This is a genomic window from uncultured Ruminococcus sp., assembly GCF_934476685.1.
Lineage (GTDB): Bacteria > Bacillota > Clostridia > Oscillospirales > Ruminococcaceae > Hominimerdicola.
On sequence record NZ_CAKSNX010000013.1, the window covers coordinates 16,009 to 42,709 of the forward strand.

Sequence of the window (26,701 nt, forward strand, 5' to 3'; positions counted from 1 at the left end):
TTATTGATTTTGTACCGTTCTGTTGCCGTGGAGTTTTTCTATTTATCATATCACCTTACCTTTCTGTTTAAGTTGTTTACCAGCATGAAACAATCTTGCTTTATTCAGCGACAGTTTCATACTTTAGGTTGCTGAAAATCTCAGCAATGGTATTTTTTGTTCGTTTTCACCTTCTTTCATAAAAAAATAAGTGCAAGAGATTTTCCCTTACACTTATTAAGACAAAACTGAATGTCGGTTTGTGATATATTTTATATGATTTATTTGCATTTTGTAGATTTGCACAAATCTAGTAAGCTATCTTTGTCTATATTTCCTGAAATTGATAGAACATATCCTTCGACTTTCCACATTATCATACATTCATCATTGAAATCATAGATAAGATATGTTTGTCCGTTTTCATCTGTATATCTTTCGGAACTGCCATATTCGTTATCAATATTGCAGACATATGCATTTGAAATGCTCTGATTAAAGCAAATATACTTATCTTCTTTTGTGAATGTCTGAGAAACAAATAGAATGTTGCGTTTATATTCTGTCATTTTAAAACCGTCAGGAAGATCTGATATAAAATATTCCTTTTCGATCATTTCGGGAGCATTTTCCGCAGTGTCAAACGTTATGACATCATGACCAGAAAAATGCTTGATTAAAAAGTCATATACTGCCTCACGGACAGCCTTGACGCTTAGAGTTGACGCAGACAATACGACTATTGCGGCAATTATGCAGGCGGCACGTCTGCCCGCTGTACATACAATATTGAAATATGCCTTTTCACGCTGTCTTAGCAGCTTTCGCTTTCTGCTCCTATATTCCTCAGAAAATTCATGCATTTCATCACAGATAGTTTCTTCGGTGTAAGCAGTCTGCTTAGATTCGACAACATCTTCAAGCGCAGAGGTAAAAAATGAGTAATCATTCATATTCGTCACCTGCTTCCAATAATTTTTTCAGTTTTTCTTTGGCGTATTGCAGTCTTTTTCGTGCGGCGGAAGGCTTTATGTTCAAAGAAACTGCTATCTCTCTGTACTTCAGTCCGCAGGAAAATTTAAGATAAAGTATTTGCTGTTCAATGTCCGTCAGCTTTTCGATACACTGTTTTAAAAATATCGCATCAATATTTGCAAGATTATCATTAGAGAAAAATCTATCGTCTATTGAATGGATATCTTCTCCATGCAGATTTTTCGTTCGCTGTCTTGTTTCAGCTTTCTGCATATTCATTGCAGTGTTTCTACTTGTTATGACAATGTAACAATCCAATTTGTGATGTTCTAATATTTTAATTTTTTGAAAACATTTTGCTAAGGATAAAAATGTTTCAGAAGTTGCGTCCTCAGCAAGCTTTTTATTCTTTAATATCCTGTATGATATAGTATAGACTCTGTTTTCGTATTTATTGTACAGCTTTTCAAATGATTTTTTATCGTATTCTTCATCAATAAGTGCCATACATACGGCAAGCATTTTATCACCTCTTGATAAAACAATTAATTTATATTTATTTTAACATAATTTTGTCGATTTTTCAAGGTGCACTATGAATGGTGGAATTTGATAAATTGAACAAATGCTGTCTGAATGGCGGAAAATACGGCATTTACAGCCCATAAAAATCTATATATTGTCTGAAAGTATAAAAATTTGCAAAAATATTATATTTATGTTATAATATATTTATTAAAATCTTTAAACAAAGTAATGGGGATGATATCAGATGAAAATTAATGCGGCAATTTGTGACGATCAGCTGGTTTTAGCAAAAGAAACAGCCTATGAATTGTCACAGCTATGCCCAGATTATTCTGTTGATATTTATACAAGCGGCAGAGAACTTATTCAGTCGGAGGTCTACTATGATCTGATATTTCTTGACATAGAAATGCCTGAGCAGGACGGTATGCAGACAGCGGAGCAGATAAGAGAGCATGGCAATGGCGGGCATATTATTTTTCTTACAAGTCACACAGAACGTATGCCTGACGCATTCAAAGTCAAAGCTTTTCGTTTTTTATGTAAGCCGATAGAACCAGAAAAATTTAGAGAGGCAGTAATTCAGGCAGAAAAGGAAATACTTAACGATAAAAAAATATCACTGATAGAAAAAGGCAGAACACGGCTGATAAGTCTTAACGACATAGTATGCGTTGAAGCATTTGGCGACGGAACTTATATACATACAAAATACGAAATAATAGAGAACAGCAGAACGCTTAAATATTGGAAAGATGTGTTGGGAAAAGAGCATTTTTATCAGACGCATAAATCATATCTTGTGGCATTACGCTATGTAAAAAGTATAGGGGTAACAGATGCGGAAATGCTTTATATGAAAGAAAGACCGCTTATATCGAGAAGGCGGCAGGCGGAGTTCAACAAAGAATTTTTGACTTATGTAAAGAGAAATGCAAAATATTTATAGTTTTATAGAGGTGTAGAATAAAAATGAAACAAGCTGTATATTGTTCAGTAAGTTATCTTGTAGATTTTATTAAACTGTTTGGTGCTGTCTTTTTTATATTCGATTTAAAAATGAAAGATAAAAGGAATACGCTTATATTTTCTGCAGCTGCATTTGTTTTAGTTTCAATAGCTTCATATCAATTTGATCTTACTAAAAATACTATCATATACAGTATTGTGGCGATATGTACAGTGGCACTGTGTTTAAAAAACAAGAAACAGGTATGGAACGTAATAGCTGTTATGCTTATCATAAATTTTATTGATACCATCATAGCTCTGACAGCCATTGCATTATTAAAGCTGAGCTATGAGCAGCTATCGGGTTGTTCATATACAGCATTACTTTTAAATTCAATATCAGATATAATGATTTTTACTATAATCATATTAAAGAAGAACAGGCTGGTGAATGTATCTGCAAAGGCGGAATTCAATTTTAAGGATATTCTTATATTTGCTTCCGGAATATTGTCCATTGCCATATATCTTTCATCTATAATGCTGTTTATGATGAACAGTTCATATAATTCGTATAGAAGTATTGCTGCAATAGCGTTAAGTGCAGGCGGAATAATTTTTATGATAATATGCGTATCATTATTAAGCGCAAGAAATAAAAATATTCATTTGAAAACGGAGAATGATATTACTTATGAATTGCTCAGTCAGCAGGAACAGTATTATTCAATGCTTTTAAAGAGGGAAGAAGAAACTAAAAAGTTTCGGCATGATATAAGAAATCATATGTATTGCCTTAGGACATTATATAAAAACAAGGACTATACAGAACTTGATAAATATTTCGATAAGCTGCAAATTGAGCTGGACGATCTTTCCATAGCGGTCAATACAGGTAACAAACTGATAGATTGCATCCTTAACGATATACAAAGCAAACACTCTGACGTTAAAGTTGATTGGACAGGTATACTGGGTGCTGATATCAAAATAGAAAACATAGATCTGTGTACTATTTTCTCCAATCTTTTAAGCAATGCATTTGAATCAGCAAGATCAAGTAAAGATAAATTTGTCAGTGTATCCGTAAAATTCTTAGGGACATCGCTTTTCGTTCACATTGAAAATTCCTGCGATAAAGAACCTTTAATAGAAAACGGACATTTGCTTACTACTAAAAATGAAAAAGGACATGGATACGGGGTAAAAAATATAATAAGCCATTTGGAACGCTATAACGGGAATTTAGAATATGACTATAACTATAATGATCGTATGTTTACGGCTGATATTATCATACCTGATGCTGTCAGGATATAGTATTTTACCGTTCACCGCCAAATACACACCGTTCACCGAGAAAATGTTGAAACAGCTGTAATAATGTGGTATAATGAAGTTGAAGAAAAAACTTCTATCTATTTTATTATTATGGAGGTGACTAGTATGTATTGTGTTTTTAGCTGGTTGTGGTGGATATTTAATATATAGGCAAGATTTGAAGGGTGGCATATGACATAGTATGAATGAAGTTAATATATCTGATTTAAGCCGCTGAAAAAAATGGAGAGCTTATCGCCAAAAAGAATAGAACGAACATATCAATAGACACTGCATTAAGCAATGTTTCCATGCTGAACAAAAAGGATTCGTTCGTTTATACTTTATCGGGCGGAGAGCAGCAAAGGGTAGCCTTAGCACGGCTAATGATAAAAAAATGTGAAATTATACTTGCTGATGAACCCACAGGTTCGCTGGACAAAAGTAATGCTGCTGTCATAATTGATATTTTAAAAGAACTGAACAGCAGCGGTAAAACTGTATTAATGGTAACACATGACGAAGAGCTGAAAAAGGTCGGAAACCGCATAATTAATTTGTAATTCGGTTCGCTGAACGCAGTATATGGCAATGAATGTTTGTCTGATAAATATTTCTGCTGAAAATATTAAATATTATAATATTCAAAAGTTACCCCTTGACAACTTTTTGCGTATATGTTATAATTGCACTTGTTATTTAATGTGTGAGGGAGTAGTTGACGCACTTCTGTGCGGGTCAAGTCAACATACTGACCGTTTGCGGTCTGGCTTGACAGGGGAGGATCATACTTTGATTTTTTGATTAACAAGACTCACATACGGACACAGCGGACAGGCGCTTTTGCCTTCTGCCTTTTTGTGCTGTATGTGATTTTTCAGATCGGATGCAGCTGCGTCCGATTTTTTTTGTTGAAAAATATTTGTCAGGGAGAATGGTTTTATGGGATTTGTCGAGTTGTTTTCTATCGGTGTGGGTCTGTCTATGGACGCTTTTGCGGTTTCAGTCTGTAAGGGATTGAAAATGCGTAAGATCAATTATAAGCATACTGCACTTATCGGTTTGTTTTTCGGAGGATTTCAGGCTCTTATGCCTTTCATAGGCTGGCTGCTGGGAAAACAGTTTGAGCAGTATATAACCAAGATAGATCATTGGATAGCTTTCATTCTTCTTGCATTTATCGGCGGAAAAATGGCTGTTGAGGCAATAAGGGAAAAGGACGATGACGAAACCGCAGGGGACGGCGAGGACGTTATTGACATAAAGGAGCTTTTCATGCTTGCCGTTGCGACAAGTATAGACGCTCTTGCGGTAGGCATAACCTTTGCATTCCTTCAGGTAAGTATTGTTCCTGCCATAACGATAATCGGTACGACAACATTCGTTATATCTGTCGCAGGCGTAGGCATAGGAAATGTCTTTGGTACAAGATTTAAAAGCAAGGCGGAGCTTGCCGGCGGAATTATCCTTATAATCATTGGCGTAAAAATACTTATCGAAGGTCTTATGTAAGGATACATTTTGATACTATATAACAACAAAACGGGAGAACCGAAATCCATTCGATCCTCCCGTGATTTTTTATTTAAAGTTCAGCAAGCTCAGGATGCAGTTTCAGTATTTCAAGTATATGCCCGATATTGCCCTCGCCTGCATAGTATTTCATATCAAAGAAATTATCATCAAGGCTTTTCCATACAAGCTCGTTTTCATCACCGCTCACCTGTATATCATCTTTAAGCTGTCCTGCGTAAACCTCAACAAAACAGCCGTCAAGGGGATAGTCAAAAGTGATGAGCCTTTGGATATCTATATCCTCTGCGGTTATAGAGGTTTCCTCATAGAGTTCTCTGTAAGCTGCGGCAAGATGATCTTCGCCGCTCTCTATTTTTCCGCCCACAAGATTGAATAAGCCCTTGTAAGGATCTTTCCTGCGCTTGCACATAAGCCACTTTCCGCCGTCACGATGAACAACGGCGATACAGTTATATCCCTGCATCAGTGAAAATCCTTTTCTACTGCGATCTCCATTTCCTCGATTATGCCGAGTACCTCTTCATCTGTGTACTTGTCGCCGTCCCATATCTCATGTGCAGATACAGCCTGCCATACCAGCATAGCCATACCGCCCACAGCGTTCTTGCCCAAAGCCTTTGCTTTTTTCATAAGCTTTGTTTCACGAGGATTGTATATAACATCAAAAACAGCCTTGCTTGCTGCAATGACTTCATCTGGCACAGGGCAAGCGTCTGTCTTAGGATACATTCCCACAGGGCAGGCATTCATAAGCAGCTCATATTTAGTATCGCATGGTATCTCTGTGTTGAGAACAATGGTTATCTTTGCGTCTGACTTCATTGCCTTTATTTCCTTTTCGACCTGCTTTGCAAGCGGCATATCGCTTTCAAGCACTGCAATGTACAGATCAGCACCTGCCAGCGCAGCCTCAATAGCCATCATTCTGCCTACTCCGCCGCAGCCGATGAGCAGCACCTTCCCGCTGAAATCAACGTTCATGGCACGGACAGTTCTGAGAAATCCGTCGCAGTCTGTGTTATAGCCTGTGTGAACGCCGTTCTTGTTGTCAACACAGTTTACCGAATGATATCTCTCTGCTGATTCTGCAAGCTTATCGCAGTGATCTATAATAGATATCTTATGCGGTATGGTGATATTGAAACCGTTGAGCGATTTAAGATATTCGGCATTTGCGTCGAGATTTTCAGGCTTTATCTCCAGCACCTCATACTCAAACTCTCTGTTTTTCAGTTCAAAGAGTCTTTTATGGATAGGAGGTGACATGGTGTGTTTAAGTGTTTCGCCAAGAATGGCAAATCTTCTCTGTGTATTTGATGATGACATTTCTTATTACCTCTTTTAGTGGATTAACTGCGGATCACAGCTTTATAACTATTTCCCTGTCAGTAGGGATATAGCGGCGCATTTTTACTCCAGCCATTTCAAACATTCTTTTTGACGCTTTTACGCCGTCTGTGTCGGCATATTTGTCCTGCCAGTACACAACTTCTTTTATGCCGCATTGAATGATAGCCTTTGCACATTCATTACAGGGGAAAAGGCTGACGTATATCTTTGCGTTCTGGAGACTTCCGGCAGCGTGGTTGAGTATTGCGTTAAGTTCGGCATGGCAGACGAAAGGATATTTGGTATCGAGAAAAGCCCCGTCCCTGTCCCAAGGCATATCATCATCGGAGCAGCCTGTGGGCATACCGTTATAACCGACCGAAAGTATCTTGTTATCTTTGGAAACTATGCAGGCGCCGACCTGCGTGTTGGAATCCTTGCTGCGCTGAGCGGAAAGCAGGGATATCCCCATAAAATATTCGTCCCACGAGATGTAATCCTGTCTTTTCACAGTATTATCCTCCTTTTAAGCTGTCTGCCTAAAAATCAATATATATTGATGTACGATTATCAGTAAATTCTGATCTTGCTTGCGATCTCTGCTGAATGTGATAGTATTGCAAGGTTAGCGTCGATGTCAGCTTCCTTCATATTAGGAGTGATGAAAGCAAGCTCGCTGTCAGGTCTGTTTGCTCTTTCGATGTACATGAGCTTTCCGAACATCTCGCTTATAGAGGACTTAAGTGCCTCAGCGTCGTCAGCCTTTATGCGGACATACATTGAAGTTTCAGTTTCCTTGTAATTTACTACGAACTTGTCGTTAGCAGTTGAATCTTCCCAGTTGAGTGCAAGAACTGTGTGGTGGTGCTTGAGGCAGTCGATTATATCGCCCACAACAGCAGAAGCGGTAGGCAGCTTGCCTGCACCCTGACCGTAGAAGAGAACGTCGCCTACGCCGTCACCAGTTACGCTGATAGCATTGTAAACATCGTCAACGCTTGCCAGCAGATTTGACTTTGGAACAAGTCTTGGGCAAACGATAGCGTTAAGTCTGCCGTCTTCAAGCTTCTTTACCGAACCGATAAGCTTTATAACATAGCCTGCGTTAGCCGCATACTCAACATCGTCAAGAGTGATCTTTGTGATGCCTGAGCAATGTACCATTTCAGGGTAGATGTGCTTGCCGTAAGCGAGTGAGCCGAGGATACAGATCTTTCTGCAAGCGTCCTCGCCCTCAACGTCAGCGGTAGGATCCTGCTCAGCGTAGCCGAGCTTCTGAGCCATTTTCAGAGCGTCGTCAAATGACATCTGATCCTTTATCATCTTTGTAAGGATAAAGTTTGTAGTACCGTTAAGGATACCTGAGATCTGGAGGATCTCGTTTCCTGCAAGACACTTGTTCAGCGGTCTGATGATCGGGATACCGCCGCCTACGCTTGCCTCGAAGAGATAGTTGCAGTTATGCTCTCTTGCGATCTTAAGCAGCTCTGCGCCCTTAGCGGCAACCAGTGCCTTGTTTGAAGTTACAACGCTCTTGCCCTTTTCGAGCAGTCTTTTTGTATAGTCATAAGCGAAAGTTGTTCCGCCGACAACTTCAGCGACAACTTCGACATCATCATCGTTGAGGATATCGTCAAAGCTCTTTGTCATTCTGTCTGCAAAAGGTGAATCAGGGAAATCTCTGAGATCGAGAATGTACTTGATGTCACAATCTCTGCCGATCTTCTTTGAGATAGACTCTCTGTTCTTCATAAAAAGCTCAACAGTACCTGAGCCGACTACTCCATAACCGATTACTGCTACATTACCCATAAAATTATGTCCTCATTCCTTATAAATTATATTTTGCTGTTTTTGCTGTTTTGCTATTCGCCTGAGATGATCTTAACGTCCACCACTCCGTCGACCTTGGAGAGTTCCTCCGTCAGAGCGGACGTATTAAGTGCGTCACGATCGAACCTTACCGAAAAAGTCACCGTTGCCACAGAATCAATAGGTATGTTTTGATTGATAGTGAGGATATTGGTGTTGAGTTCGTAAAGCTTTGAGATTATTGATGAAAGAACGCCCTTTTCATCTCTCAGAATACAGTAAACTGACACGATATTATTTGTCAGCTGTTCCTCATAGTTGAATACCGAATCCTTATACTTATAATAGGCACTTCTTGAAATGCCTACCGCACGGCACGCCTGAGTAGAGGTCGAGACCTCGCCCCTTGCTTTCATACGCTTTGCAGCAAGGACTTTCACAACGATGTCCGGCAGCACTTCGGTATTTACGATCACAAGGCTGGAATTTTTTTCGCTCAAGCAAAAGTTCACCTCCGAAATACAACTGTATTTGCAATACATACAATTATACCACTTTTTTTGATTTTGTCAAGTGATTTTCCTCCTTTAAAGCAGCACTGTACTGAGATTAAGATAATTCTACCGCTTAGTAATACAAAGACTTTAAGAAAAGCTGATTTTTGTATAATTTGACTATGACATCAAGCTTTGTTTTGTGATATAATACAAACATAAAGCAAGCTTGACAGGCTGAAATGTCAGGCTTGCTTTTTTTGTTATTACACTTTTATTATATGGAGGAATGGTTTTATGCCGAAAACTAATTTTCAAAAAGTTATTTTCCCAATCGCTGAAAACGTGCTGATCTTAAAAATTCTGTAATAGTCAAAGTGAATAGTTTGTATATATAGATGTAGTGCATAATGTCTAAAAATAGCGGCGTTATTGCTTGCAGACTTGCTAAAATCACAAAAAAGTTGTACAATAATCAATAGTAATATTTTTCAGAGCAGGGGAGTGATAACTAATGGATATCATCAGCGAGATACTCGATACCGATAAGCAGGCGGAGGATATGCTCACCGCTGCAAACAAAAAGGCAGAGGAAATAAAAGAGGACTGCAAAAAGCAGATAAACGATATAAAACTTGCCGCACAGAAAGAGGCGGAGGAATACAAAGAAAAGGCTGCACAACAGGCAAAGCAGCAGGCTGAACTGAAAGCGGCGGATATGGAAAAGCAGCAGAACGAACATATCCGTCAGCTGGAAAACCTTTATGAACGTGACCATATCCAATGGGAAAAGGATATACTTGCCGCTGTGCTTGGCGGCTGACCCCATATGAACGGAGGCAAAGCGTATGCTTGACGGATACAGCGTAAATGCAACGGCTGCAAAGATCCGAACGATCTATGGCACAATGTTTACGGCTGAAAATTACCACGAGCTTATGAACAGGCAGAGCGTTCCCGACGCAGCGGAATATCTTGCACATACGGCGAGATTTAAAGACGCATTCAAAGAGGTCGATCCTAATACCATTCACAGAGGGTATCTGGAAGAACTGCTGTACAGGGAGAATTTCAGGACCTATATGCGGCTGTGCAGGTTTCAGGGACTTGACAAAAAGCCTTTTTACGATTTTCTTATACGAAAGCGTGAGGTCGAGATAATTCTGTCGGTAATAAATAATATAAATTCATCGCTGGACGGTTCTTATCTGAGAGATCTGCCGGGATATCTCATAAAGCATTTTTCCATAAGGATAATGCAGGTCAGCACGGCTACGACTTATGAGGAACTTTTGAAGGCACTTCGTGGGACAAAGTATTATAAGATACTTGTTAAGATACCGCCGAGAGATGACGGCTCGGCAGACTATACGGAATGTGAGCTGAGGCTGCGGAGCGATTATTTCGCAAACGTGCTTGAACAGGCTGACAAAAGCTTTTCAAAGGCAGTTTCAGACGAGCTGAAAGAAATGATACTGCGTGAGATCGACAGCAGAAATATCATAAATGCGTACCGAATGAAAGCCTTTTTCGGCTATTCGGCGGAGGAGATAAAGCGGCGGTCGCTGAAATTTTCCGCCATAGGCATGAAGCGTATGGAAAGATTTTATGAATGCCGTGACGCAGATCAGATGCTTGAAATGTTGAGCCGTACAGCTTACGGAAGAAATTCTGTGCAGACGGATAACATTGAAGTTAAGATAAACAGCGTTAAAATAAAATATCTGAGGGATAAGCTTGTCTGCGGTATATCAGCGCCTGTGAACCTTTATGCATTCGTGCAGCTGTGTGATATAGACGTGGCGAATATCGTACACATAATCGAGGGCATAAGATACGGAGCGGACAGATCGCTTATCGAATCTCAGCTTGTTACATTATAATAAGGTACATTGATCTACTGAAATAAAAATTTGAAGAAAGGAGCGTGGCATATGGCAACGGAAAAAATGGCGCTTGTGAATATAGTCGGGCTTATGAGCGAGCTTGATGATACGCTTGCGGGGTGCTGTGACAGCGGCTGTTTTCACATAGAAAATGCGGTGAAAAGTTCGGCAGGTGCGCAGAACAGTATGAAGATGCTCAACGAGAAAAATCCATACGATATGCCGCTAAAAGCATTTTCGGCGCTGGCTTCGGCTCTTGAGATACCGTTAAAGGAAATGCACTGCGAGAAGTACAAGGGTTATTCTCCCGGTGAGTTTGAACAGCTTGCGGCGCAGCTTAATGATGAAGTCACAAAATTGACTGCACAGCGGCAGGAGTGTTCAAAGGCTGTGTCGGAGTATGAAAATGCTGTGGTGCAGATAAATCACCTTAAAGGTCTGCACAGCGACTTTGAAAAGATCTTTTCCTGCAAGCATACTTCGGCGAGAGTAGGCAGACTGCCTGCGGATAATCTCCCTAAGCTCGATTACTATAAGGAAACGTTTTTCTTCGTGGCTTTTGAAACCACAAGGGATTACTGCTGGGGAATGTATTTCTGCGCAAAGTCGGATAAGGACATAGTGGACGATATATTCCGCTCCATGTATTTTGAACGTATCCATATCCCTGACTATGTAAAGGGAAATACAGATGAGGCTCTGAAAAAACTGGAGGAGCAGATCGCACACGAAAGGGCGGAGCTTGAACGGTGTGAAAAGGAACTGAGCGGACTTGCCCAAAAGTATGGCGATACGATCTGCGAGGTCTTTACGGAGCTGAAACATCACAGAGATATTTTTGAGCTGCGCAAAAAGGCGGGTGCGGCAAAGGATAAATTCTATATCAAGGGGTTTATCCCCGAAAAGAAGTCGGAAGAGTTTGAAAAGCAGTTTGAAAATTTAAACTCGGTGTCGGTGGTATATCTTCCGCCTGACGCAGACGCTTCCTGCACAGCGCCGACCATACTTAAAAACCACAGATTTGCAAGACCTTTCGGTATGCTGGTGGAAATGTACGGTCTGCCTAAGTACGGCGGATTTAACCCCACGGCATTTGTTGCAATGACATATACGCTGCTGTTCGGAATAATGTTCGGCGACCTCGGACAGGGACTTCTGCTGTTTATCACAGGTCTGTTTGTCGGGAATAAGTTCAATAAGCAGGCAGGAGGCATGGTTTCAAGAGTGGGCGTGTCCAGTATGATATTCGGTACGCTCTACGGCTCGTTCTTCGGCTTTGAGGATCTTTTAGATCCCGTATTTGAAAGCGCCGGCATAGATTTTCTGCCGCTTAAAGTTTTCAGACAGACGAATTTCATATTGCTGACGGCGGTCGCCATAGGCATAGCGCTGATACTCATGTCGATGATAATAAACATTTATATCGGCTTTAAGGAAAAGGACTATGAAAAAGCCGTTTTCGGCTGCAACGGCATAGCGGGACTTATCTTTTACGGCTCGGTGGTAGTCGGGGCGGTGGGAACGCTTATGTTCGATGTCAAAATAATGTCCGCTCCGTTCGTTATCTTCCTTATCGTTATACCTGCATTGTGCATATTCTGCCGTGTGCCTTTTGCTGCGGCGGTGAAGTATAAGCAGTGGAGATTGTCTGAGGACGAGGAAAAGATGACGGTGGGCAATTTCATAGTTGAAAACTTTTTCGAGATGTTCGAGTTCGTTTTAAGCTATGTTTCAAACACTATGTCATTCCTGAGAGTAGGCGGATTCGTACTTTCACACGCAGGCATGATGCTTGTTGTAATGACGCTTATGGAGGGCTGCGCCGCAGCCGCTCAGCCGCTTGTCCTTGTGATAGGAAATCTCTTTGTTATGGCTATGGAGGGTATGATCGTGGCTATCCAGATAATAAGACTGGAATTCTATGAGATATTCTCAAGATTTTATGAGGGTGACGGAAAAGCCTTTGAACCTGTATCGGTGAAATTTTCCGCACAGATAGATTGATTGGAGGATTTTATTATGTTGAAATTATTTTTGCTTCCCCTTGCAGCAGTAGCTCTGCTGCTTGTACCATTCGCTTTTATGGCTAAGAAGATAAAGACAGGAAAGTCACCAAAGGGCGCTTTCATCGGAAACCTCTGCACCTTTGCAGGCATAATGCTCGCAGCGGTTATCGTACCTATGGGCAACTTCGTTTCCGCAGCCGCAGCAGACGGCGCAGCCACAGTTATCACAACGGGCGCAGGTCTTGGCTACCTTGCAGCAGCGCTGGCAGTAGGTCTGTCATGTATCGGTTCAGGTATTGCCGTTGCAGCGGGCGCACCTGCCGCTATCGGAGCAACATCTGAAGATCCTAAAAACTTCGTAAAAGCTCTTATCTTCGTCGTACTCGGTGAAGGTATCGCACTTTACGGTCTGCTGATCTCGATACTTATTATTTCCAACATAGGCGGCTGATAAAATGAAATTTTATTTGATAAGCGACAACACGGATACTCAGATGGGAATGAGGCTTACAGGCATCGAAGGCACAGTTGTGCATACTCCCGAAGAGGTATCCTGTGCGCTTGACAGAGCAATGCAGATGGAGGACGTCGGCATAGTGCTTATGACGGAGCTTGCGGTGAGCCAATGCAGAGAAAAGGTTTACGAATACAAGCTCACAAGAAAAACGCCCCTGATCGTGGAGATACCCGACAGACACGCAACGGCGAAGATATCCGATACCATATCCGAATATCTGGCTGAGGCGGTGGGCATACATCTGTAAAAAATTCCGAAAGGAAAGGTGAAGCTATGCTCAACGAAAGCGAAAAGCTTGAAAAGTTCAAGAAAGCCATATTCGACGAAACTTCCGCAAAGGCAGACGAGATGATCTCTGCCGCTCAGAAGGAGAGCGAAGAGAAGATCGCACAGGCGAAACTTGAAGCTGAAAATTATATAAAAACACAGAAAGCGCAGACCGATAAGGAAAGTCAGGCTCAGACCGTCCGTATGATATCCTCGGAGAGCCTTAACTCAAAGCGCAGCATACTGCTGAGCCGTGAGGAAATGATAGGAAGGGTATTCGGCAATGTGAAAGCCGAACTTGAAAAATTCATGAAAACATCGGATTATAAAGTGCTGCTTGATAAAAAGATCAACGAATGTACCCTTGCTTACCCTGCGGAAAAGGGGATAGTGCAATGCTCATACAGAGATGAAGAGCTTGTGAAGAGCCTGCCGTCGGCAAAGGGATATGAGATAAAGCCGTCGGAAAATATCGAAGTCGGCGGTGTGATGATAGTTTTTGAGAAGATGAATCTTGCGCTTGACTGCACCTTTGACTGTGTGCTTGAAAAGCAGCGTGAAAGTTTTGCCGCAAAAGCAGGGCTTTCTCTTTAAGAGAGGATAAATTCATAATGGATAAGATATTTTCAATAAACGGCCCTGTCGTGACGGTGCAGAACACAAAGACTTTCGCCATGCAGGAAATGGTGTATGTCGGAAAAAAGCGTCTTATCGGCGAGGTCATAAGAGTCAGCTCCGAGCTGACCACCATTCAGGTCTATGAGGGTACTGGCGGACTTATGCCCGGCGAGCCTGTTGAACCGACAGGTGCGCCTATGTCAGCCGTTCTCGGACCGGGAATACTGGATAATATTTTCGACGGCATTGAAAGACCGCTCAAAAAGCTTGAACAGCTCAGCGGTGCGTTCATTGCCGACGGACTTGACGCATCGTCCCTTGACACAGAGAAAAAGTACAGCGTTACAATGTCTGTAAAGGTCGGCGATACACTTAAAGCAGGTGAGGTATACTGCACCTGCCCCGAAACAAAGATAATTACGCATAAATGTATGCTTTCCCCTATGTCAAAAGGCGGCGAGGTCGTATGGACAGCTGAGGACGGAGAATATACTGTAAATGACGTTGTGTGCAGGATAAAAAATCCGTCAGGCAGAACGGAGGAGCTTACCCTCTGTCAGAAATGGCCTATAAGAACTCCACGTCCATGTGCTGAGAGAATGCCTATAACAAAGCCGCTCATAACAGGTCAGCGTATAGTTGATACCATACTCCCTGTGGCAAAGGGCGGTACTGCCGCTATCCCTGGGGGATTTGGTACGGGAAAGACTATGACTCAGCACCAGCTTGCAAAGTGGTGCGACGCTGATATAATCGTTTATATCGGCTGCGGCGAGCGTGGAAATGAAATGACGCAGGTACTTGAGGAGTTTTCGGAGCTTATCGACCCGAAGTCACAAAGACCGCTTACTGACAGAACTGTCCTTATCGCAAACACGTCAAATATGCCTGTTGCCGCAAGAGAAGCGTCTATATATACAGGCATAACCCTTGCGGAATATTACCGTGATATGGGTTATCATATTGCTATAATGGCGGATTCTACCTCACGCTGGGCGGAGGCTCTGAGAGAAATATCGGGCAGACTTGAAGAGATGCCTGCCGAAGAAGGTTTCCCTGCATATCTGCCGTCAAGAATATCCGAGTTCTATGAAAGAGCAGGCTATGTTGAAACACTCAGCGGCAAGGAAGGCTCTGTCACAATAATCGGTGCGGTATCACCACAGGGTTCGGACTTTTCCGAGCCTGTTACACAGAACACAAAGAGATTTGTACGCTGTTTCTGGGCACTGGATAAATCTCTGGCATATGCAAGACATTACCCTGCTATAAACTGGAACACAAGTTATTCGGAGTACACTGAGGAGCTTGCAGACTACTATAAAAAGAACGTAGCCGAGGATTTTATGGAGGTAAGACAGCAGATATCCAATATCCTCGTTGAAGAAAATACCCTTATGGAGATAGTAAAACTTATGGGTACTGACGTCCTGCCTGACGATCAGAAGCTGCTTATCGAAACGGCAAGAATAGTAAGAGTAGGATTTTTGCAGCAGAACGCTTACCATAAGGACGATACTTATGTTCCTCTTGACAAGCAGTATAATATGATGAAATGCATACTCAGCTTTTATCAGCAGGCAAAAAAGGCTCTTGCTGACGGAGTGAGCGCACAGACTATAATCACAGGCGGCTGGGTAGAAAAGCTTATAAAGATAAAGTATGATATCCCTAACGATAAGCCTGAGATGTTCAAGGAATATCTTGATGAGATGTCTGAATGGTTCAGCAATGCGGAGGTGAAATGATTGGATATTAAATATGTCGGTCTTAGCGAGATAAACGGACCTCTCGTTGCGCTGGAAAAATGCAGGAACGTTTCTTACGACGAAATGGCTCAGATAAAGCTTGACGACGGCAGCGAAAGACTTGCCAGAGTGGTAGAAGTCTATGAGGACAAGGCTGTTTTGCAGGTGTTTGAAGGCACCAAGGGACTTTCCCTCACCAACACCACCGTAAGATTTGAGGGCAGACCAATGGAGCTTGCGCTCTCAGAAGAGATGCTGGGAAGAATATTCAACGGTGCAGGAAAACCTGTTGACGGACTGGGCGAGATAGCCGCAGAAAAAAGCAGGGATATAAACGGAAGTCCGCTTAACCCTGTTTCAAGAACATATCCGAGAAACTATATCAATACGGGAATTTCCTCCATAGACGCACTGACTACGCTTATCAGAGGACAAAAGCTGCCTATCTTTTCAGGTTCTGGACTTTCCCATAACAAGCTTGCTGTGCAGATAGTGCGTCAGGCGAAGATAGCCGATGAGAACGGACAGGATTTCGCTGTGGTTTTTGGAGCAATGGGCGTAAAGAATGACGTTGCTGACTACTTTAAACGCTGTTTTGAGGAAACGGGAGTTTTGCAGAGAGTTGTAATGTTCCTTAACCTTTCAAACGACCCTATTATAGAAAGAATACTTACACCGAGATGCGCTCTGACCTGTGCGGAGTATCTTGCTTTTGAAAAGAATATGCATATCCTTGTTATACTTACGGATATGACTTCATATGCGGAGGCGCTCAGAGAGTTTTCGTCCTCAAAGGGAGAAATACCGGGCAGAAAGGGTTATCCTGGATATCTTTATTCCGACCTTGCGTCTATATATGAAAGAGCGGGCATAGTCAAAGGGGCAAAAGGCTCTGTTACGCAGATACCTATACTCACAATGCCTAACGATGATATAACCCACCCTGTACCTGACCTTACGGGATATATTACAGAGGGACAGATAGTTTTAGACCGAAATCTTGACCAGACGGGTATATATCCACCTGTTTCAGTTCTGCCGAGCCTTTCAAGACTTATGAAGGACGGCATAGGCGAGGGCTACACGAGAGAGGATCATCAGATGTGCGCAAACCAGCTTTTCGCAGCCTATGCAAAGGTGCAGGACGCACGAAGCCTTGCATCTGTTATCGGTGAGGAGGAGCTTACCCCTATCGACAAGGCATATATAAAGTTCGGTGTGCTTTTTGAAAAGCATTTTATAAATCAGGGCTTTGACGTAAACAGAACTATTGATGAGACTCTTGATCTGGGTTGGTCGCTGCTGTCAACGCTGCCGAAGTCGGAACTTGACAGAGTTGATGAGGAGCACCTCGAAAAGTATTACAGCGCAGAAAAGGCAAAGACGATGTTCGGGGCAGAAAATGATAACTGATACACTTATCGTTTGTCTGATAGCAGTGATACAGCTTTTCGGTATAGTGGCGGCTGTGCGTCCGAAAGAATTCTGCCGCAGCGAGGGGCGGTATCCTGCGGTCCGCCGCATAGGTATTGCAGTAACGATAGCTGGCTTTGCTGCAATGGCATTGTTTATTTTTCTCAGGAGGTGATATGTTTTGGCTGAACAGCAGGTTTTCCCTACCAAAGGAAACCTTATATTATCAAAAAAGGCTCTCCAGCTTGCCGCATTGGGATATGAGCTGCTTGACCGCAAAAGAAATATCCTTATAAGAGAGATTATGGGACTTGTGGAAAAGGCGGAGGAGCTGAGAAGCACCATTGAGGAAACCTATAAGGACGCTTACGGCGCACTCCAGCTTGCGAACATATCTATGGGAGTCATAACACCTTTTGCAGAGTGTATGCCTGTGGAGAACGGTGTGGAGATATCCTCGAAAAGCGTTATGGGAGTGGAGCTGCCAGAAGTTTCACTTAATGAACGTCCTATGGAAGTAAACTATGGTTTTGCGAGAACAAATTCGCAGCTGGATAAAGCTTATCTTGCTTTTGAAAAGGTAAAGCGCACCACTGTCACGCTGGCGGAGGTGGAAAACGGCATATACAGATTGTCGGTTGCCATAAAGAAAACGCAGCGCAGGGCGAACGCTTTGCAGAATATCATAATCCCACGGCATCAGAAAACGGTCAAATTCATTTCTGACTCGCTGGAGGAAAAAGAGCGTGAGGAATTTTCAAGAATGAAAGTCATAAAGGCGGTCAAGCTTGAAAAACAGCGCAAAGAAAGCAAAAAGCTCAAAAACAGCTAAAGACACAGGAAAGGAAAATGCGTATATGGAATATATCAAGAAGATCTTCAGAAATTATTGGATACTGTCTATTTTCTGCGTTGTGCTGGGAATAGCGCTTATAATTAACCCGATGTTCTTTACGAACGCTATCGGCTATGTTGTGGGAGGACTTCTCACTGCATACGGCGTGGTGGCGCTTATAAGATATTTTGTCAAGTCAAAGGAAAACCCTCTGTATGCAACGGGACTTGTGCTTGGCATAATACTTTGCATAGCAGGTATATTTATTATTATCCGCCCTACCTTTGTGCCAAAGATAATCGCAATAATATTCGGTCTTTATATGCTCATCAGCGGTATATGCAGCCTTCAGGACGCTCTCAATATCCGCCGTGCAGGATTTGACAGCTGGAAGAACAGCGGTATTCCTGCAATAATCACTATCGTTGTCGGCGCAGTTCTTGTGCTTGATCCTATACTGCTTACAGACGCAGCAATGATAATACTCGGCGTAGCTCTCCTTATATCCGGACTGACCAATATAGTGAGCTGTTTCAGCGCAGGCAGAGGCATAAGAAAGCTTGACGAGTACAAGAAGCATAACAACAATAAAAAGGACGACAGACCTGATATCATAGATATTTGAGATATCTGAGATATTTATGATATCTTTCGCCGCTAATTGTGCGGTATATTGATTTAATTGTCGGCAGTTTGTGCAATTTGTTGAAATATTCCTAAAATCGTGCGTTAATGTGCGCTAAGATAGTCATTAATGCCAAAAAATAAAAATATGGCGAAAAATGCTTGACAAATCGGCTCAAAGGGTGTATACTCATACTTGTAAACAGCAAAGGCGCTGTGAACCTGATAAAAGGGGTTCACAGCGCTATTTTTTATGTTGATAATAATTATAATTTATAGGAGGAATAAATTATGGCAAACGTACCTGAATATTTCGGCTCAGACGTATTTAACGAGTCGGTGATGAAGGAAAGACTTCCTAAGGCTACATACAAGGCTCTTAAGAAGACTATCGACAACGGCGATCCGCTGGATATCGACGTTGCAAACATCGTTGCTAACGCAATGAAGGATTGGGCTGTTGAAAAGGGCTGCACACATTACACTCACTGGTTCCAGCCTATGACAGGTCTTACAGCAGAAAAGCTCGACAGCTTTATCTCACCAACAGAAGACGGTCACGTTATTATGGAGTTCTCAGGCAAGGAACTTATCAAGGGTGAGCCTGACGCATCTTCATTCCCATCAGGCGGACTGAGAGCAACATTTGAAGCTAGAGGTTATACAGCTTGGGACCCTACTTCATATGCATTCATCAAGGAAAGTACGCTTTGTATTCCAACAGCTTTCTGCTCATATAACGGCGAGGCTCTGGATAAGAAAACTCCTCTTCTCCGTTCAATGGAGGCTGTCAATAAATCAGCACTGAGGATCCTCAAACTCTTCGGTTCAGACGCAACAAGAGTTGTTGCAAATGTCGGACCTGAGCAGGAATACTTCCTCGTTGACAGAGAGATGTATGCAAAGAGAAAGGATCTCATCTTCACAGGAAGAACCCTTTACGGCGCACCTGCTCCAAAGGGTCAGGAACTTGAAGATCATTACTTCGGTACTATCAAGACAAGAGTTGCCGCTTACATGAAGGATCTTGACCAGCAGCTCTGGAAACTTGGTATTTACGCTAAGACAAAGCACAACGAAGTTGCTCCTGCACAGCACGAGCTGGCTCCTATCTACGGCACAACAAATATCGCTACCGACCATAACCAGCTTACAATGGAAGTTATGAAGAGAACAGCAAGAAAGCATGGTTTCAAGTGCCTGCTCCACGAAAAGCCGTTCGCCGGAATCAATGGTTCAGGTAAGCACAATAACTGGTCTATCTCAACAAACACAGGTGTAAACCTTCTTGAACCTGGTAAGACACCTGCTGAGAACGCTCAGTTCCTCCTGTTTCTCACAGCAGTTATCAAGGCTGTAAATGATTATCAGGATATCCTCAGAGCGTCAGTTGCTTCCGCAGGAAACGACCACAGACTTGGCGCTAACGAAGCACCTCCGGCTATCATTTCTATCTTCCTCGGCGATGAGCTTACAGGCGTTCTCGACGCTATCGTAAACGGCGTTAAGTACGAGGGCAAGACAGTTGAAATGGAGATCGGTGTAGACGTGCTTCCACACTTCCCTAAGGATACAACAGACAGAAACAGAACTTCACCTTTCGCATTCACAGGAAACAAGTTCGAGTTCAGAATGCCTGGTTCAAAGCTTTCTGTTGCTGGCCCTAATACAGTTCTTAACACTATCGTAGCTAAGGTACTCGATGATTTCGCAGATGTTCTTGAAAAGGCAGACAACTTCCAGGATACACTGGACGATCTTATCAAGAAGACTATCAAGGACAATCAGGATATCATCTTCAACGGCAACGGCTATTCAGCTGAGTGGCCTGTTGAGGCTGAAAAGAGAGGACTTCTCAACCTGAAGTCAACTCCTGAGGCTGTTCCTACATTCGTTGCTCCTAAGAACGTTGAACTGTTCACAAAGTACGGCGTTTATACAGAAACAGAGCTTAAGTCAAGAGTTGAGATCCTTCTCGATGAATACTGCAAGACACTTAACATCGAGGCTCTTACAATGATCGATATGGCTAAGAAGGATATCCTTCCGGCAGTTGCATCATACATCAAGGATCTTGCAAAGACAGCTGCTCTTGCTAAGGACTGCGGTGCAGAAACTTCATTCGAGAGCGATCTGGTAAAGAAGCTTTCAGCTCTTGCTTCCCAGACATATACAAAGCTTGCAGAACTTGAGGACGTAACACTCAAGGCTCATGAGATCGAAGATGTTCAGGAGCTTGCAAACTTCTATCACGATACAGTATTCGTTGCAATGGGTGAACTCCGTGCAGCAGCTGACGAGATCGAAACACTCGTAGGCGAGAAGTACTGGCCATATCCAACATACGGCGCACTTCTCTTCTATGTAAAGTAATAAGTTAAGAAGTATACAATCACCATTCAATATAGTATCGATCTTCTAATGTATTCAGCATATTTTCAGTATTACGATTTCGCAAAAACATAACAATATATTCTATGCACAAAGAGGTGTATGACAAGGCAGGCGCAGTGTCTGCTGTTGTCGTACACCTCTTTTGTTAATTTAAGGAGGAGAATAATATGACTGATGAGATCAGAACTGTCATAGAACAGACAGTAGGCGATACCACATTCGCCGTTTGGTTTTTAATAGGAGCTGCACTGGTATTCTTTATGCAGGCAGGCTTCGCAATGGTAGAAACAGGATTTACCCGTGCAAAGAACGCAGGTAACATCATTATGAAGAACCTGATGGACTTCTGTATAGGTACAGTAGTATTCATGCTGCTGGGTTACTCGCTGCTTATGGGCGAGGACGTCGGCGGATTCTTGGGTAAACCTTCACTCCAGCTCTTTACGGATTACGATTCGTTTAACTGGTCAGCATTCGTATTCAACATGGTATTCTGCGCAACTGCCGCAACTATCGTTTCGGGAGCTATGGCAGAAAGAACAAAGTTCATTTCATACTGCGTATATTCAGGACTTATTTCCCTGTTTGTATACCCGATCGAGGCACACTGGATCTGGGGCGGCGGCTGGCTTTCAGAATGGGGCTTCCACGATTTCGCAGGTTCATGCGCTATCCACATGGTCGGCGGTATCGCAGCTCTCGTAGGTGCGGCTATCCTCGGACCTCGTATCGGTAAGTTCGATAAGAACGGCAAGCCTAAGGCTATTCCCGGTCACTCACTTACACTTGGCGCACTTGGCTGCTTTATCCTTTGGTTCGGCTGGTACGGATTTAACGGTGCAGCAGCAACAACAACAGGTCAGCTCGGTTCTATCTTCGTAACAACAACTATCGCTCCTGCTGTTGCAACAGTAGTATGTATGGTATTCACTTGGCTTAAGTATGGTAAGCCTGATGTTTCAATGTGCCTTAACGCTTCACTTGCAGGTCTTGTTGGTATCACAGCAGGCTGCGACGTAATGGACGGCTTAGGTGCAACAATAGTAGGTATCGTTTCAGGACTTCTCGTTTGCTTCGGTGTTTGGTTCCTCGATTATGTACTTAAGATCGATGACCCAGTCGGTGCAGTTGCAGTTCACATGATGAACGGTATCTGGGGTACTATCGCAGTTGGTCTTTTCGCAACAGATACAGCTCCTGAATGTACACTCAAGGGTGTGTTCTACGGCGGCGGATTTTCACTCCTCGGCAAGCAGCTCGTTGGTGTCCTTTCAGTAGGCGCTTGGGCAGCTATCATGATGACTATCATCTTCTTCGCTATCAAGAAGACTATCGGACTCAGAGCTTCCGAACAGGAAGAGATCATCGGTCTTGACGTTACAGAGCATGGTCTTGTATCCTCTTATGCAGACTTCGCACCTGCAATGGCTCAGGCATCACTTTCATACACAAAGGACGACGCTAAGAGCGTAACAAAGGTCGAGCCTGTCGTACCTGTTGAAAAGGCTATCAAGGTAGAATCTTACACAACAGATGCTCCAAATGCAGACGGTTCTGCAAAGATCACAAAGGTCGTTATCATCTGCAAGCAGCAGAAGCTCAATGATCTTATCGATGCACTTGAACAGATCGATGTAACAGGTCTTACAGTAACAAACGTACTCGGCTGCGGTATGCAGAAGGGTAAGACTGAATATTACCGTGGAGCAGAGGTCGAAGCTAACCTGCTGCCAAAGGTAAAGGTGGAGGTCGTTGTATGCAAAGTTCCTACAAGGGCAGTTATCGACACAGCAAAGAGCGTTCTTTATACAGGTCATATCGGTGACGGTAAGATCTTCGTATACGATATCGAGAACGTTATAAAGGTTCGTACCGGTGAAGAGGGCTATGACGCTCTTCAGGACGAATAAAGTTTACAAGTTTATAAGATGAAAAGCAATTAAATACTTAACTTATTTATCAAGATTGCCCCATCCCACTTATAAATTATAGCGAGAGAGCCGCAGAGGAAATTTTCCGCTGCGGCTTTTTCGTGCCTTTTTCCGCCGCTTGAAAAGAAAGCCGAAATGTGGTATAATCATATAGAAAGTCAATGCAGCACCGCACTACTGCCGTCGGACGGCTTTGTATACGTCTTGCCTGCATATTTTTATCTGAAGGGAAGTCCTTGCGGCAAATGAAAGATCAGACAGATTTCAGCAATAAATACAGCGTTCTCCGTGACTTTTTCGGACATACATCTTTTAGAAACGGTCAGGAGAATATAATAGATTCCATACTTTCGGGCAGAGATACTCTCGGCATTATGCCGACGGGAGCAGGAAAGTCAATGTGCTATCAGATACCTGCGCTTATGCTGGAGGGTATAACGGTAGTGGTTTCGCCCCTTATATCTCTTATGAAAGATCAGGTGAACTCGCTTATACAATCGGGCGTAAGGGCGGCTTATTTAAACTCATCGCTGTCCCAGCAGCAGTATGAAACGGCTGTATCCAATGCCGCACAGGGAATGTATAAGGTGATATATGTTGCCCCGGAACGGCTTTGCACTCAGTCATTTCTTTCACTGGCGAAAAGGGTGAGGATATCTATGCTGACTGTTGACGAGGCGCACTGTGTTTCTCAGTGGGGACAGGATTTCCGCCCGTCATATATGAAAATACCTGAATTTATCTCCATGCTGCCGTACAGACCCATACTGAGCGCATTCACTGCCACCGCAACTGCACAGGTAAGAGATGATATCATAAAGATGCTGACATTGCGTGATCCATTCTGTCTGACCACAGGCTTTGACAGAAAAAATCTCTATTTCGGTGTCGTCCATGCAAAGGATAAGTATGCTCAGACTAAGGCGATAGTGGAGGAAAACAAGGATAAGTTCGGTATAATATACTGCTTCACAAGAAAAAACGTTGATAAAGTCTGCGAAAAGCTCAGACAGGACGGTTACAACTGTTCACGCTATCACGCAGGACTTTCTGACGAAGAACGCCGCAGAAATCAGGACGATTTTATTTTCGACAGAGTTAATGTCATAGCGGCGACAAATGCTTTCGGTATGGGAATAGATAAATCGAACGTTTCCTATGTCATACATTACAATATGCCGAAAAATATAGAAAGCTATTATCAGGAGGCTGGCAGAGCAGGACGTGACGGAAACGAGGCGAAATGCATACTGCTTTACAGTCCGCAGGACGTAAGAACAAATCGTTTCCTTATAGAAAACTCAAACGAAAATCCCGACCTTGATGATGAAACTGTTGAGGCTCTCCACAAAAAGGACCTTCAAAGATTAAAAGCAATGACGGATTACTGTAATACGGACAAGTGCCTGCGCAGCTTTATTCTGAACTATTTCGGCGAAAACTCTTCGGGGCAGTGTTCAAACTGTTCGGGCTGCATAGGCGAGTTTGAAGAGGTGGATATAACCGTTGAGGCGCAGAAGATACTTTCCTGCATATACAGACTTCACCGCAGGGGAAAACGTTTCGGTGCAGGAGTTGTGGCACAGATACTCAAAGGCTCTGACTGCGCAAAGATCCGTGACAACGAGCTTAACACGCTTTCCACCTATGGCATAATGTCCGACAGCACAGAAGTGAGGATAAGGCAGATAATAAAATTCCTCACAGCGGAAAATTACATATGCGAGGGCGACTATCAGACGCTTATGCTCACAAGACGTTACGCCGAGATACTTATGGAGAAAAAGAGCATCACAATGCGCTTTCCGAAAGGACAGGCGAAAACCTCTGCTCCTTCTGCAAAGAATATGGTTTACAGTTTTGATAAGGAACTTTTCGAGCGGCTCAGAAAGGTCAGAGCGGATATTGCGGCAAAGATATCTATGCCTGCATATATTATTTTCACCGATTCTACTCTCAGAGATATGTGCATAAAACTGCCGAAAAATGAAAGTCAGCTTTTGAATGTATCTGGAGTGGGCAAGGCAAAGCTTGAACGCTACGGAAGATTTTTTACAGCGGAGATAGCAAAGTATCTTAAAGAAAACCCTGACGCTGAAAATAAGAGCCTTATTCCCACTGAGTATGCAGAGGGTGCTGACGGCGGCGAGGAAGGTCTGCTGAAAATTGTGAGCGCAAACATCGAAAAGCTTTCCGCTGTGGACGAGGAACTTTCGCTTACTCAGCTGAGCGACAGAATGCTTACGCAGATAGGCATAACAGGCAACAGCAGGGTGATGGGCAAAGCGGTGAAAAGCTGGCTGATAAATGAAAATTATCTCAGCGAGGTGGTTATAAAGGGCAGAAAGCATACAAAGACCACTATACTTTCTGCTGAGGCAGGCATTTATGAGGCTGAGAAGGTATCATCTCTCGGAAATGCGTATACAACAGTGCTTTATCCAAAAGCGGCGCAGGATTTTATTTTTGAAAATATCGGAGAGATAGTTCAGCTTGCACTTGATAATGACAAATAAAATACAATAGAAAAAAACGATCGGTGCAGAAGTTTGTGTTCTGCACCGATTTTTTATATGATATTTTGTTTTTATTCTGCTGCGATCCCCATGTCTTCCGTAACTATTCCGTTATCCTGTGTGATGTTGAAGATCTTCCAGCTGCCGGAAACCTTTGCAACGTTCACATAAAGCTTAGCTTCCTCAGAACCTGCCGAGCCTTTGAAAGTAACGTTCACGACCATTTCGTATGGATCTGATATAGTCGGTGCGCTGCCGTAAGCGGCTTCATATTCCGACATATCGTAATCGTCCTTATCAAGAGCAGTTTCACGTCCGAAGTCAACATCAATAGTGTAGTTACTGCCGTATGATTCCTTGAAATCAGCATAGAGCGTATTTAAGTATTCTACACTGGAAAGGTTTGCCGTACGGCGGTCGTTTTCGTAGTCGTCTTTTATTTCCTTAGGGAAACATTTCAGAAAGCTGTCATAGTCATTATTCTGTATGGAATTGAAATATGAAGTAACGACATCTTTGCGTGTGTGTGAAAAAATTATGCCGCTGCGGTAAAGCACAAAGATAACAACGCCCACAAAAACTACCGCAACTATCAGAAGAAATTTCAGATTTGCGCTGTTTGCAACTCCCTTTTTCTTGCCTTTCGCTTTTGCCGCTTTCTTTTCCTTATCCCACTGAGCATACTCAGCCTTTTCTTCCTCAGTCTGGAAACGTGCAGGCTTTGTTGCCTTTTTATATTTCTGTGCAGCCTTTGAACCCTCGACCTTTTTGCCGTAGCCGCATTTGTCACAATAATCTCCGCTGTAATAAATACCGCAGGACTTACAGATCTTAGCCATATAGCACCTTTGCCCTCCTGAATATCCGAAAAAATTTTAGTCTGTTGAAACAATTATACGACTTTTGCCGCCTGTTGTCAAGATTATTTTGTGCCTTGATGTTTAAGTGAAAATTGCAATATAAAATGTCACCAAAGTTCAGAAGGGAGATTTAGTAAAAGTGACGCTTCAAAAGGTGAAAGC

The 26,701-nt window shown here is 42.8% G+C and carries 26 protein-coding genes; 18 read left to right on the plus strand and 8 right to left on the minus strand.

The genetic code is table 11. The features are described from left to right. Positions 1-260: 260 nt before the first annotated feature. Both Q0E19_RS10275 and Q0E19_RS10280 read right to left on the minus strand, forming a co-directional pair. A complete protein-coding gene (locus tag Q0E19_RS10275) occupies positions 261-932 on the minus strand; it encodes a DUF4367 domain-containing protein (protein ID WP_294409401.1) in 672 nt (223 codons plus the stop codon). Further along, positions 925-1,476 carry a sigma-70 family RNA polymerase sigma factor gene (locus Q0E19_RS10280; protein WP_294409402.1) on the minus strand — a complete coding sequence of 184 codons (552 nt, stop codon included), beginning with the start codon at positions 1,474-1,476 and terminating at the stop codon, positions 925-927. The genes Q0E19_RS10275 and Q0E19_RS10280 overlap by 8 nt, the downstream gene beginning before the upstream one ends. Before the next feature lie 250 nt (positions 1,477-1,726). Here Q0E19_RS10280 and Q0E19_RS10285 point away from each other — a divergent pair, with 250 nt between their 5' ends. The 4 genes from Q0E19_RS10285 to Q0E19_RS10300 all read left to right on the plus strand — a co-directional run bounded on the left by Q0E19_RS10285 (position 1,727) and on the right by Q0E19_RS10300 (position 5,265). Continuing rightward, entirely contained in the window at positions 1,727-2,431 is a 705-nt protein-coding gene (locus Q0E19_RS10285) for a LytTR family DNA-binding domain-containing protein (protein ID WP_294409404.1), read from the plus strand. Between the two features lie 23 nt (positions 2,432-2,454). Further along, a complete protein-coding gene (locus Q0E19_RS10290; RefSeq protein ID WP_294409405.1) occupies positions 2,455-3,753 on the plus strand; it encodes a GHKL domain-containing protein in 1,299 nt (432 codons plus the stop codon). A 254-nt stretch (positions 3,754-4,007) separates the two neighbouring features. Further along, entirely contained in the window at positions 4,008-4,316 is a 309-nt protein-coding gene (locus Q0E19_RS10295; protein WP_294409435.1) for an ATP-binding cassette domain-containing protein, read from the plus strand. Between the two features lie 379 nt (positions 4,317-4,695). Beyond that, a complete protein-coding gene (locus Q0E19_RS10300; RefSeq protein WP_294409407.1) occupies positions 4,696-5,265 on the plus strand; it encodes a manganese efflux pump MntP family protein in 570 nt (189 codons plus the stop codon). A 73-nt stretch (positions 5,266-5,338) separates the two neighbouring features. Here Q0E19_RS10300 and Q0E19_RS10305 read toward each other — a convergent pair whose 3' ends face one another. From Q0E19_RS10305 to Q0E19_RS10325, 5 genes are read right to left on the minus strand one after another with little or no spacing between them, the layout of a single operon-like run. Beyond that, complete coding sequence (locus tag Q0E19_RS10305) at positions 5,339-5,752, minus strand: NUDIX domain-containing protein (protein WP_294409408.1); 414 nt, start codon at positions 5,750-5,752, stop codon at positions 5,339-5,341. Continuing rightward, positions 5,752-6,615: a shikimate dehydrogenase gene (locus Q0E19_RS10310; protein WP_294409409.1), complete on the minus strand. Its 864-nt coding sequence runs from the start codon at positions 6,613-6,615 to the stop codon at positions 5,752-5,754. The genes Q0E19_RS10305 and Q0E19_RS10310 overlap by 1 nt, the downstream gene beginning before the upstream one ends. A 34-nt stretch (positions 6,616-6,649) precedes the next feature. Next, the gene (locus Q0E19_RS10315) at positions 6,650-7,129 is read right to left on the minus strand and encodes a dCMP deaminase family protein (RefSeq protein WP_294409411.1); all 480 of its coding nucleotides are present in this window, start codon (positions 7,127-7,129) and stop codon (positions 6,650-6,652) included. 59 nt (positions 7,130-7,188) lie between these two features. After that, complete coding sequence (locus Q0E19_RS10320; protein ID WP_294409413.1) at positions 7,189-8,430, minus strand: homoserine dehydrogenase; 1,242 nt, start codon at positions 8,428-8,430, stop codon at positions 7,189-7,191. 53 nt (positions 8,431-8,483) lie between these two features. Continuing rightward, positions 8,484-8,930, minus strand: coding sequence for an ACT domain-containing protein (locus Q0E19_RS10325; protein WP_294409415.1), 447 nt, complete (start codon positions 8,928-8,930; stop codon positions 8,484-8,486). 508 nt (positions 8,931-9,438) lie between these two features. Here Q0E19_RS10325 and Q0E19_RS10330 point away from each other — a divergent pair. The 14 genes from Q0E19_RS10330 (at position 9,439) to recQ (ending at position 25,679) form a co-directional block, all read left to right on the plus strand. Beyond that, a complete protein-coding gene (locus Q0E19_RS10330) occupies positions 9,439-9,747 on the plus strand; it encodes a hypothetical protein (protein WP_294409417.1) in 309 nt (102 codons plus the stop codon). A 25-nt stretch (positions 9,748-9,772) separates the two neighbouring features. Continuing rightward, positions 9,773-10,807 (plus strand): V-type ATPase subunit, encoded by a 1,035-nt coding sequence (locus tag Q0E19_RS10335; RefSeq protein ID WP_294409418.1) that lies wholly within the window; start codon positions 9,773-9,775, stop codon positions 10,805-10,807. A 51-nt stretch (positions 10,808-10,858) separates the two neighbouring features. Then, positions 10,859-12,814, plus strand: coding sequence for a V-type ATPase 116kDa subunit family protein (locus Q0E19_RS10340; RefSeq protein WP_294409419.1), 1,956 nt, complete (start codon positions 10,859-10,861; stop codon positions 12,812-12,814). Between the two features lie 15 nt (positions 12,815-12,829). Then, a complete protein-coding gene (locus Q0E19_RS10345; protein WP_294409420.1) occupies positions 12,830-13,267 on the plus strand; it encodes an ATP synthase subunit C in 438 nt (145 codons plus the stop codon). A 4-nt stretch (positions 13,268-13,271) separates the two neighbouring features. After that, on the plus strand, positions 13,272-13,580 hold the full coding sequence (locus Q0E19_RS10350; protein ID WP_294409422.1) for a V-type ATP synthase subunit F: 309 nt from the start codon (positions 13,272-13,274) through the stop codon (positions 13,578-13,580). Positions 13,581-13,606: 26 nt separating this feature from the next. Further along, positions 13,607-14,194, plus strand: coding sequence for a V-type ATP synthase subunit E family protein (locus Q0E19_RS10355; RefSeq protein ID WP_294409423.1), 588 nt, complete (start codon positions 13,607-13,609; stop codon positions 14,192-14,194). A gap of 17 nt (positions 14,195-14,211) precedes the next feature. After that, positions 14,212-15,966 carry a V-type ATP synthase subunit A gene (locus Q0E19_RS10360; protein WP_294409424.1) on the plus strand — a complete coding sequence of 585 codons (1,755 nt, stop codon included), beginning with the start codon at positions 14,212-14,214 and terminating at the stop codon, positions 15,964-15,966. After that, positions 15,967-17,379: a V-type ATP synthase subunit B gene (locus Q0E19_RS10365; protein WP_294409425.1), complete on the plus strand. Its 1,413-nt coding sequence runs from the start codon at positions 15,967-15,969 to the stop codon at positions 17,377-17,379. Beyond that, positions 17,369-17,554: a hypothetical protein gene (locus tag Q0E19_RS10370; protein WP_294409426.1), complete on the plus strand. Its 186-nt coding sequence runs from the start codon at positions 17,369-17,371 to the stop codon at positions 17,552-17,554. Before Q0E19_RS10365 ends, Q0E19_RS10370 begins: the two co-directional genes overlap by 11 nt. A gap of 6 nt (positions 17,555-17,560) precedes the next feature. Beyond that, the gene (locus Q0E19_RS10375) at positions 17,561-18,211 is read left to right on the plus strand and encodes a V-type ATP synthase subunit D (RefSeq protein ID WP_294409427.1); all 651 of its coding nucleotides are present in this window, start codon (positions 17,561-17,563) and stop codon (positions 18,209-18,211) included. Further along, positions 18,168-18,839 (plus strand): DUF308 domain-containing protein, encoded by a 672-nt coding sequence (locus tag Q0E19_RS10380; RefSeq protein ID WP_294409428.1) that lies wholly within the window; start codon positions 18,168-18,170, stop codon positions 18,837-18,839. The genes Q0E19_RS10375 and Q0E19_RS10380 overlap by 44 nt, the downstream gene beginning before the upstream one ends. 290 nt (positions 18,840-19,129) lie before the next feature. Further along, positions 19,130-21,211 carry a glutamine synthetase III gene (locus Q0E19_RS10385; RefSeq protein WP_294409429.1) on the plus strand — a complete coding sequence of 694 codons (2,082 nt, stop codon included), beginning with the start codon at positions 19,130-19,132 and terminating at the stop codon, positions 21,209-21,211. 188 nt (positions 21,212-21,399) lie between these two features. Continuing rightward, positions 21,400-23,142, plus strand: a complete 1,743-nt coding sequence (locus tag Q0E19_RS10390; RefSeq protein ID WP_294409430.1) for an ammonium transporter — start codon at positions 21,400-21,402, stop codon at positions 23,140-23,142. Positions 23,143-23,408: 266 nt separating this feature from the next. Continuing rightward, positions 23,409-25,679: a DNA helicase RecQ gene (gene recQ / locus Q0E19_RS10395; protein WP_294409431.1), complete on the plus strand. Its 2,271-nt coding sequence runs from the start codon at positions 23,409-23,411 to the stop codon at positions 25,677-25,679. Positions 25,680-25,750: 71 nt separating this feature from the next. Here the strand turns inward: recQ and Q0E19_RS10400 are convergent, their stop codons facing one another. Further along, entirely contained in the window at positions 25,751-26,518 is a 768-nt protein-coding gene (locus Q0E19_RS10400; protein WP_294409432.1) for a hypothetical protein, read from the minus strand. Between the last annotated feature and the right edge of the window lie 183 nt (positions 26,519-26,701).